The sequence below is a fragment of the Lactobacillus sp. 23-2 genome (genome assembly GCF_044902225.1).
Classification (GTDB): domain Bacteria; phylum Bacillota; class Bacilli; order Lactobacillales; family Lactobacillaceae; genus Lactobacillus; species Lactobacillus absianus.
Genome location: NZ_JAOQBX010000019.1, coordinates 23323 through 32480, shown reverse-complemented (window position 1 = coordinate 32480; position 9158 = coordinate 23323). Strand labels below are relative to the sequence as shown.

At 45.8% G+C, this 9158-nt stretch carries 10 protein-coding genes; 8 read left to right on the top strand and 2 right to left on the bottom strand.

Going from position 1 to position 9158, the window contains the following annotated elements:
• Positions 1–281 precede the first annotated feature (281 nt).
• The 8 genes from OCH80_RS07490 (at position 282) to OCH80_RS07455 (ending at position 5350) form a co-directional block, all read left to right on the top strand.
• Entirely contained in the window at positions 282–950 is a 669-nt protein-coding gene (locus OCH80_RS07490; RefSeq protein WP_404539524.1) for a beta-carotene 15,15'-monooxygenase, read from the top strand.
• Between the two features lies 1 nt (position 951).
• Entirely contained in the window at positions 952–1662 is a 711-nt protein-coding gene (locus OCH80_RS07485; RefSeq protein ID WP_404539521.1) for a hypothetical protein, read from the top strand.
• 10 nt (positions 1663–1672) lie between these two features.
• Positions 1673–2302, top strand: a complete 630-nt coding sequence (locus OCH80_RS07480; RefSeq protein WP_404539519.1) for an ATP-binding cassette domain-containing protein — start codon at positions 1673–1675, stop codon at positions 2300–2302.
• Entirely contained in the window at positions 2292–2801 is a 510-nt protein-coding gene (locus OCH80_RS07475; RefSeq protein WP_404539516.1) for a hypothetical protein, read from the top strand. Before OCH80_RS07480 ends, OCH80_RS07475 begins: the two co-directional genes overlap by 11 nt.
• 23 nt (positions 2802–2824) lie before the next feature.
• Positions 2825–3238: a hypothetical protein gene (locus tag OCH80_RS07470; RefSeq protein WP_404539513.1), complete on the top strand. Its 414-nt coding sequence runs from the start codon at positions 2825–2827 to the stop codon at positions 3236–3238.
• A 12-nt stretch (positions 3239–3250) separates the two neighbouring features.
• Positions 3251–4033 carry a hypothetical protein gene (locus OCH80_RS07465; protein WP_404539511.1) on the top strand — a complete coding sequence of 261 codons (783 nt, stop codon included), beginning with the start codon at positions 3251–3253 and terminating at the stop codon, positions 4031–4033.
• A gap of 29 nt (positions 4034–4062) precedes the next feature.
• Positions 4063–4731, top strand: coding sequence for a beta-carotene 15,15'-monooxygenase (locus OCH80_RS07460; protein ID WP_404539508.1), 669 nt, complete (start codon positions 4063–4065; stop codon positions 4729–4731).
• A 205-nt stretch (positions 4732–4936) separates the two neighbouring features.
• Positions 4937–5350, top strand: a complete 414-nt coding sequence (locus OCH80_RS07455; RefSeq protein WP_404539505.1) for a hypothetical protein — start codon at positions 4937–4939, stop codon at positions 5348–5350.
• 247 nt (positions 5351–5597) lie between these two features.
• Here the strand turns inward: OCH80_RS07455 and gndA are convergent, their stop codons facing one another.
• Together gndA and spxB are read right to left on the bottom strand one after the other, a co-directional pair.
• Positions 5598–6983, bottom strand: a complete 1386-nt coding sequence (gndA, locus tag OCH80_RS07450) for an NADP-dependent phosphogluconate dehydrogenase (protein ID WP_404539502.1) — start codon at positions 6981–6983, stop codon at positions 5598–5600.
• A 126-nt stretch (positions 6984–7109) separates the two neighbouring features.
• On the bottom strand, positions 7110–8960 hold the full coding sequence (gene spxB, locus OCH80_RS07445) for a pyruvate oxidase (RefSeq protein WP_404539499.1): 1851 nt from the start codon (positions 8958–8960) through the stop codon (positions 7110–7112).
• Positions 8961–9158 lie beyond the last annotated feature (198 nt).

Below are 9158 nucleotides of genomic sequence, written 5' to 3'. Positions count from 1 at the left end.
TAAACTATTGAGTTTTCAAGGCTTCATAGTTCTTTTTGGTGTGGGAAGTTTAAGTCTTTATTTAAAATGATTGTTCCTTTTTCAAAAAGTAAAAATTTCTTTTTAAATATACGACTGAATAAAAATAAGCTTAAAGTCGCGTTCAGCATGATGATAGAGCATGTGTCAATGACTTTTGCTTGAATTTTTTGTTGAAATTTATGTTGACAAGAATTATATGTGGAACTATATTGAAAGCGATTAAAGGGGAAGAGAAAAATATAAGGGGGAGAGACGTATATATGTATATTATCAGGCAACAATGGTTGCAGGACAATGCTATACGTAAGTGGTATTTCCTAGCAGACATTTTAATTTTATTTGGGGGATGCAGTACTGCAATTCTGGTAAGCGACGCGCCGCAAAATCAGTGGTTAAGCCAGACCATATTCTCACGCTTCCTGATTTTCAGCTTGCTGGTTCCTGCTCAGATCTTGCTTGTACTGAGTACATTTCGTGTCCGTCTGCAGGATATATATGTTACTGGGAGCAGGCGAATAATTTGGAAGCAGCTGGAGTACCATTTGGCGATGGCTTTGCTCGTGACCCTTGTGCCATGGGGAGCTGGCTGCTTAATCGGCATGTGCCTCAATGGCTGGGGGACCAGATTAGGGACTATAGTGGCAGAAGCATTGATTCGCTACCTGTATCTGTCCTTGTCCTGCCTGGCTATTCTCTTGCTAGTCAGTCTCTGTTTGCTGGCTAGCAAGAGAATCTGGGCCTTTCTGGCCGGCTTTATTCTAAGCGGAATTTCCTTTTTCTTGAACGTCAACCATCATTTTTCCTTGTTCTATGATTTTCTCATCGATGATTTGGGAACCCTGCTTCTGTCCCGCTTGCCGATCCTGCTAAGCATAGTCTTGTTTCTAGCTGTTGGCGTGCAAATGGAAATCGCTAGAAAGGACTGGTAAAATGCGGCTTTTTAAAGATCAGTTTTTGTATTTCTGGCAGCTGATAAAGGTGAGATTCCTATCTTGGCTACTGTTGATCTGTTTGTTTTTACTAGTTGCCGGTGGTTTCATGAGAAACGGCAGAAGTGCCAGTATAATGGTCTTCCAAGGGCTTGGCCTGGCAGAGATAAGGGCTGGGATTAGAGACTTTCCGGTCTTGTGGTTCGGCTATTTCTTTTTCCCGCTGATGATTAGCTTGAATATTTTCAAGGAATTGTGGATCAGCAGGGTAATGCAGCTGCGGGGCCAGCAGATCAAGCCAAGTCATTTCAGCTGGGTCAATGTCATATTGCAATTGCTTTTGGCCGCAGTTTACGTCTTGGCAAGCAATGCCTGCCTGTGGTTGAAAGACTTGCTGTGTGGCAACTCTCCTCTTGTTCTGGGACCCTGGCAAGGAGGAGCGGCAGAATTGTACTGGATGTTAATTGCCTGGCTTGGGGTGAGTTCACTTTTACTGATTCAAGCCAGCTGCAGTGAATTCACCCCCGCTTTGGGCTTGATTATGCCAATCGTCTTGTTGGTTTCGACCTCTTTGACGGCTTGGAGCGGCAATCCGCTGAATGCTTTAATGTTTAGCCGCTGGACCAGTGGCGCAGAGTTGTTTATGTTAGTGTGGACCTTGTTTTGGGCTTTGCTGTACGTGTTAGTTGACAGCAAACACGGCTGGGTCTAAAGGAGGAAGAATGTTTATTGAGCTAAAGAATGTAAACAAGGTCCTTTCAGGCCGGCAGCTGCTCAGCAATGTCAACTGCGAGATTGAAGCTGGACAGATTGCGGTTTTTGAAGGGATCAACGGATCGGGGAAGACCTTGATTTTAAAGACGATTTTGGGCTTGATGAAGGTTGACGGGGAAGTCTTGGTAGCTGGCAAGCAGGTCAAGCCACAAGATGCTTATCCGGTCAAGGCCGGAATTCTGATTGAAAATCCCAGCTTGATTACAGAATTCACGGCAACGCAGAATATGGAGCTTTTAGCCAAGCTTGATGAGCATATTTCTGCTGCGGAAATTGCAGAATTGCTGAAATACTTTGACTTAAGCCGCTTTCCTAATGAAAAGGTCAAGAAGTTTTCTTTAGGGATGAAGCAGAAGCTGGGTATTGCTGAAGCCTTCTTGGGGTCATATCCGCTGATTGTTTTAGATGAACCGACCAACGCTTTGGACAGCGATAGTATTGATAAGTTGGTGGATTTGATTAAGTTGCGGCAAAGCAAGGGATGCACTTTTGTCATCGCCTCACATGACCGGGATTTTGTTAATCAAGTGGCAACCAAGCGCTTTAAAGTTGAAGAAGGTGTGGTTCATGAAGCGTAAAGTGTGGCTGGCGGTAGCCATCGTCTTGTGCGTGCTGGCAGGCCTGCGCTATTGGCAAGTAAACGCTAATCCTGTTTGCCGCGGGGTAGACAAGGAAATTTTGGTCAAAAAAGGGCAGGAGGTTCATGCTCCGGGAATCAACTTTAAGATTCTGTCCGCCAAGATGGTCAAAGGGAAAGAAAACGTCTATTTGACTGTAAAGGTTGATCTGAAAGATCGTGGCTATTACGCGGATGGCAAGCGCGGCATAATCGCAGCGGTTGACAACATGCATTTCAATATGCCATACAGCATCAGCAATCAATCAGATCTTGATGTGGTGGATGGCAAGGGGCACAAAATGGCCATTGGATATTTGACTAACAAGACTCCCCAGCCATTGACGCTGAAATTTGACAATGTGCGAAGTTGGTATGATACAGAAAACGCACCGGCCAGATTCAGCTTTTTGGTTGGGGATGGCAACGGGTATAAGAAGTATTCACTGCTTTTGGAATGAGCGTAATTTTTAGGAGGTATATTATGTTACACAAAAAAATCGTTGTAGTGATTGCATCAGTTTTGATGACGTTGGGGATTGCGGCTACGGCCGTACCTGTATTCGCGGGCAATACGGGCAATACTTATTGGCGTAATGTTTATAGAGTTAGTTCTCCTTATGACCACACTCCAGCTCGCAAAAAAGAGAACAGATCCGCTTACTATAATAAGACAAACAACGTACATATTGAGGGTGGCTACATCGTAATTTGGGCAGCTCTTTACGATGGGCGTGATGTTTCAGGTGACCACACGTATAGAAGTTATCAAGGAATGGTAACTCATTTGTGGAATGAAGCCGTAGAGCGCTATGGGAAAGGCGTATCTGTAAGAATTAATTCGAAAAAAGCTGCTAACGGATGGGCAGATGGTGTTTGGAGTCCAGATAGCAAGTAAGGTGATGACAAAATGAGTTTATTGTGGTCAAGGCTGAATAAACGCTGGTTTGTCGCGGCAATCGCTGTTGGAATGGCAGTAAGCTTGGGGCAGATAATCGTCAACTGCTACACTGGCATGGCGAATATTGACTCTCCTTACACCCGCTGGCTGTCAATTAACACTGACTCATCTGCAACGACAATTTTCTTTATCCTCTTGCCCTTCTTAGCCAGTATTCCGGCAGGAAACATGTTAAAAGAGGACTTAGACAGTGGTCTATTCAACAAATTTAAACTGCAGGTACCTTTAGCTCGTTTGATTAAGCAATATGCGGTTATGGCATTTGTGACTGGTTTTGTGACCATCATGATTCCTATGCTTTTTAACCTACTGGGGTATCTGTTGCTTCTTCCTAATTTTAAGCCAGATAATTTGTTGAATATCAATATTGGGGTTTTCAACTTCAACACCATGCTGGTTTCTTTGTATTATAGTCATCCATTTGTTCACGCATGTCTTAATATATTGCTAGCTTCCGTCTGGGGTGGTTTGTTTTCGGTATTTGTCTTGGTCAACTCGGTTTGGATCAGAAATCGTTTTGCGTCATTAAGTACAGCCTTGGTTTTAGAGCTGATCTTAATGGAATTGGATACTGTTTTGCCAATTGATGATATGCCAAGCATATCACCTACTGATTTCTTGCCAGAGCTGGGGGACCGTCCTTTGTTGTGGCTGACAGCTTTGATGACGATTGTGTTAGCTGCCTACTGTATGGGGATGTATAAGCTGGCTTGCCGCCGGGCCGTGCTGTAACTTTCGTGCGAAAGGGGAGGAGCCTAAGTGTGAAGGTTATTAAACAGCAGTGGCTGTTAGATACTGCTGTACACAAGTGGTATCTGCTAACGGCCACATTGCTATTCTTTGGAGGATGTAGCAATGCATTTTTAATAAGTAATACACAACAAAGCTTGTGGTTAGAGCAAACTCTGTTTTCTCGCTTTCTGATTTTCAGCCTTCTGATACCTAGTCAGATGTTGCTCTTATTAAGTACCTTTAGAATTAGGTTTCAAGATATTTACATCGCAGGTGGAAGATGGATTATTTGGAAGCAACTTAAGTACCGTTTGATAGAGATACTGTTTTTCAGCCTTTTACCGTGGGCGTGTGGCAGTTTAACGGGGATACTTGTTAATGGCTGGAGACCGACATTAGGAACCATAGCTATTGAAGCATTAATCCGCTGCTTATATCTGATTTTGTCGTGCTTAGCTCTTCTTTTGCTTACCAGTTTTTGCTTTCTGATTAGTAACCGAATTACTGCCTTTCTGATGGGGTTTGTTGTAAATAGTTTTTCTTTCTTCTTGAATGTTAATCATCACGTGTCCTTATTTTATGATTTTGTCGTTCCAAAATTTGGTACTATACTCTTCTCCTGCTTTCCGATAATGTTAGGCTTACTTCTTTTCTTAATAGTCATTGTACAGCAGGAGATTTCCAGAAAAGATTTGTGACATATGGTGAAAAGGCTGTCTTATCTAGCGTAATCAATATATAGAAAAGTAGAATTGAGCGCAGCGTCTCTAGTGTAATGTCATGTCGACATTTAAAGCATGTGCAATCAGAACTATAGATGCTGATATAGAGCCGCATGCGTAGTATCCGTGTCAGTATTATTAAGATATCATCATGACACTACACTAGGAGGTAAGATATATTATGTTGTATAAAAAGTTTATTGTACTAATCGCATCGGTTTTAATGATTATTGGAGTTGTTACTACTTCTTCACCTGTTCTGGCAGGAAATGCAAACCATACTTATTGGCACAACGTGTACAGAATCTGGTCTCCTTATGACCACACTCCGGCTCGTAGAAAAGAAACTAAATCTGCCTACTACAATAAGATGAATGATATTAAGATTAGCGGTAACCACATTGTGATTTGGGCAGCGCTTTATGATGGACGCGATGTTTCGGGCGGCCACAGATACAAAATATATAAAGGGCAGATAACGTATTTGTGGAATAATGCTGTAGAACGTTACAAGAAAGGCGTCCAGGTAAGAATTAATTCAAAAAGAGTAGCGAATGGATGGGCAGATGGTGTTTGGAACCCTGATACCAAGTAAAATCAATTTATTCCAGTGCCTATGCCAAAAGAAGCAGGTACACAATCGTAGTGCTAATTCTGTTTAACTTTAGTCAAAGTGGCCACACTTAATTCCGGTAAAATCTTAAGCTTAAAGATAAAAAGCAGTCAGCGTTTTGATGAAGTTGACTGCTTTTTGGCTATATATGAATCAAGCACGACAAAGCAAAAAAAGAGTGAAACCTTCAAACGAAGTTTCACTCTTTCTTTTTCAGCAAATTGCTTGATTATTTTTCTTCGTACCATTCGGTGTGGTAAACGCCCTCGCGGTCGTTTCTGTAGTAAGTGTGGGCACCGAAGTAGTCTCTTTGCGCCTGGATCATGTTGGCTGGCAGGCTTGGGTTGAAGATTGATTCCAGGTAGTTCAAGGCCGCGCTGAAGCTTGGCGTCGGAATGCCGGCTACGGCTGCCTGCTTAACGACTGCTCTCAAGGCTGGCAGGTTCTTTTCCATCACGCCGGCAAAGTATGGGTCTTGGAAGAGGTTGTCCAGCTGCTTGCCGTCAGCGTAGGCATCTTCAATGTGGTACAGGGTCTTGGCGTGGATGATGCATCCCGCTTCCCAGTTCTGGGCGATGGCTGGGTAGTTCAGTTCCCAGTCATAGGCCTTGGCGGCCATGGTCAATTGTTGGAAGCCTTGGGCGTAAGCCACGATCTGGGCCAGGTACATGGCCTTGCCCAGGTTGTCGATCAAGTCAGCTGGTACTTCACCCTGGTATGAAATCTCCTTGCCTTCCCGGGTCGTGGCCTTGGACATGAAGCGGGCCAAAACGGCTTCCGCGACTACCGTGATCGGGGCGCCCAGCTTGATGGCGTCTTCCAGCATCCAGTTGCCAGTCCCCTTGTAGGAAGCAACGTTCAAGATGTGGTCAATCACGTCGTCGTCAGTCAGGTCATCCTTTTGCCGCAAGACCTTTGAGGCAATTTCAATCAAGTAGGCATTCAAGTCGCCCTTGTCCCATTCGGCAAAAATGTCCGCCATCTCGCTGTTGCTCTTGTGAGCTACCTTGCGCATGATGTCGTAGACTTCGGAGATTTCTTGCATGATGGCGTATTCCATCCCGTTGTGGACCATCTTGACATAGTGGCCCGCCCCTTCTGGCCCGATGTAGGACACGCAAGCCCGGCCGTCTGCAGTCTTGGCGGCCATTTGGGTCAAGATTGGAGCTACTTCATCATAAGCTTCCTTGTCGCCGCCTGGCATCAAGGCTGGGCCGTGCAAAGCCCCTTCTTCACCGCCGGAAACGCCCATGCCGATAAAGTGCAGGCCGTGCTTGGCCAGTTCATGATAGCGCCGGTTGGTGTCATTGAAGTTGGAATTCCCGCCGTCAATGATGATGTCGCCCTTGTCCAAGAGCGGAATCAACTTTTGAATCGTTTGGTCAACTGGATCGCCAGCCATGATCTGCACCAGAATCTTGCGCGGCTTTTCCAAGGAGTTGACGAATTCTTCCCAAGTGTAGCAAGGCTTCAGCTTGTCATCCTCGTACTTGGCCAAGTCGTCCACTTCTGGCTTGTCGATACTGAAGCCAGATACTGAGAAACCGTGATTTCTAACGTTAAGGGCCAGGTTCTTGCCCATTACCGATAAGCCAATCACACCGAATTGTTGCATGAAAGTAACCTCCTAGTAGCTCTAACTGCTCTGCTTTATATGCTCTAACTATTCTATTATACTTTGTGCGCATCAAAAAAGCGAAACCAAAGGTTTCGCTTTCTTAATTGCTTATTTCACTGCCGATTAGTGAGAAGCGCCTGAAGTCGTGTCAGGAGCGTTTTCTGGCTTAGAAGCGCTTGATACGGCTTGAACCTTCAAAGCTTCTTCCTTGTCTTCTGAGTGGCCGGAAGCACCTGAAGCGGCGTCGATTTCCAAGCCGAACTTGTCAGCAAAGTATGAGAATGGGTGAAGGGCTTCAGCGTGGTAGTACTTCACGAATTCTGGGTCGTCCAAAGTGTTCAATTCAGTTGAGTAAGCCATGTGCTTGGTGTACTTAACGTCAATGAAGGCAGGACCATCCATCTTCTTCCATTCCTTAACGGCAGCTTCGAATTCAGCCTTGTCGTGAACAGTGAAGGCCTTCACGTTCATGCCTTCGGCTACCTTAGCCCAGTCGTTGTCTGGCAGGATAACGCCTGAAAGTGGCTGGTTTGATTCGTCGCGTTGTTCAGCTTCGATGTAGCCCAAAGTTTCGTTGGTGAAGACTACAGTCAGAACGTGCATGTTGTAGCGAGCCATAGTCAACAGCTCTTCGCTCATCATCGCGAAGCCACCGTCACCAGCCAGGTGCCATACTTCACGGTCTGGGTAGGCAGTAGCGGCTGCCAAGGCAGCTGGTGAGCCGTAGCCCATCGTCGCGTACAAGCCTGAAGTAGTCCAGCGCTGCTTGCCGTTCATGTTCAACAGACGAACGTGGTCCATGTTGACGTTACCAACGTCGATTGAGAAGACGGCATCGTCAGCGGCTTCCTTGTTGATGACATCCCAGATTGGTTCTTGGCGCACGCGCCCTTCGTCCTTCAAGTGGTCATCAGCGAATGATGCCAGCCATGCGTCCCATTCTTCACGGTCAGCCAAGGCTGCCTTGTAAAGTGGTGATTCTTCGCGGGCTTCGCCAGCGTCGATCAGGGCCCGCAATGCCTTCTTGGCGTCAGCCTTCATGGCGACGTCTACTGAGTGGCGCTTGCCAAGCTTTTCTGGGTCAACGTCGATTTGGATGACCTTAGCGTTCTTAGGGAACCACAGAACTGAGAATGGTGAGTTGTTGCCAATCCAAACTACCAGGTCAGTGTGGCCTTGAACTTCGTTAGGAGCCTTAGCGCCGATTCTGCCGATCGTGCCAAGGTATGGCTTGAATGAGTCTTCAATGATCCCCTTGCCCAAGTATGATGACATCATTGGCATCTTGAACTTATCTGAGAATTCCTTCAATTCTTCAGCAGCGCCTGAAGCACCCAAGCCGAAGTAGACAACTGGGTTCTTGGCTTCCTTGATCAAGGCGGCGGCAGCTTCAACGCTTTCCTTGGTTGGAGCAGCGTAGTTGTCAGCTGACAGGTTGTTGGCTGATACGCGGTAGTTGTCGTCGATTTCTTGCCAACCGAAGTCCTTAGGGATGATCAAGATTGCAGGACCCTTCTTAGCGTAAGCGGTCCGGATCGCGGTGTCCATCAAGACTGGCAAAGCTTCCTTGGTCTTGGCTTGGTGAACCCAAACGGCAACGTCACGGAACCAAGGCATTTCGTCGAAGGCTTGGAAGAAGTTGATGTCTTGACGAGGGGTTGGAACGTTGGCGATCAAAGCAACCATTGGGGTCTTGTCGTACTTAGCGTCGTAAAGACCGTTCATCAAGTGAACCGCGCCAGGGCCGGCTGAACCCATGCAGACGCCAAGCTTGCCAGTCAGCTTGTATTCAGCTGAAGCTGCCAAAGCACCGGCTTCTTCGTGACGTACTTCAATGTACTTCACAGTGTCTTGCATTTCGTAGATCGCGTTCATGGTTGAGTCAAATGAGCCCCCTGGCAGACCGTAAAGGTGGTCGATGCCCCACTTGTTCATCACGTCTAAAACAGCGTTAGCGCCTTTAATTTTTGCCATAAGTTAATCTCCTTAAAATTTGTTACTTACAGCTTTTCATTAAAACAGATTTCTTCACTTTTGCAAGGGCTACCAAAGCCTGTTATAACAAGATCTCGCTCTTGCTAAATATAAAAAAATCACAAGCTTTCCGCGATAGAAAAAACAAATCGTGTCTTCCTTGCTTTCAAGCTTGTGATTTTTTAGCTAACTTTGTTT

What these genes read in the sequence shown, in the direction of transcription:
- OCH80_RS07480 (WP_404539519.1), top strand. Translation starts at nt 1,673, where the DNA reads ATGTTTATTGAGCTAAAGAATGTAAACAAGGTCCTTTCAGGCCGGCAG.
- OCH80_RS07465 (WP_404539511.1), top strand. Translation starts at nt 3,251, where the DNA reads ATGAGTTTATTGTGGTCAAGGCTGAATAAACGCTGGTTTGTCGCGGCA.
- OCH80_RS07485 (WP_404539521.1), top strand. Translation starts at nt 952, where the DNA reads ATGCGGCTTTTTAAAGATCAGTTTTTGTATTTCTGGCAGCTGATAAAG.
- spxB (WP_404539499.1), bottom strand. Translation starts at nt 8,960, where the DNA reads ATGGCAAAAATTAAAGGCGCTAACGCTGTTTTAGACGTGATGAACAAG.
- OCH80_RS07490 (WP_404539524.1), top strand. Translation starts at nt 282, where the DNA reads ATGTATATTATCAGGCAACAATGGTTGCAGGACAATGCTATACGTAAG.
- OCH80_RS07455 (WP_404539505.1), top strand. Translation starts at nt 4,937, where the DNA reads ATGTTGTATAAAAAGTTTATTGTACTAATCGCATCGGTTTTAATGATT.
- OCH80_RS07470 (WP_404539513.1), top strand. Translation starts at nt 2,825, where the DNA reads ATGTTACACAAAAAAATCGTTGTAGTGATTGCATCAGTTTTGATGACG.
- OCH80_RS07475 (WP_404539516.1), top strand. Translation starts at nt 2,292, where the DNA reads ATGAAGCGTAAAGTGTGGCTGGCGGTAGCCATCGTCTTGTGCGTGCTG.
- gndA (WP_404539502.1), bottom strand. Translation starts at nt 6,983, where the DNA reads ATGCAACAATTCGGTGTGATTGGCTTATCGGTAATGGGCAAGAACCTG.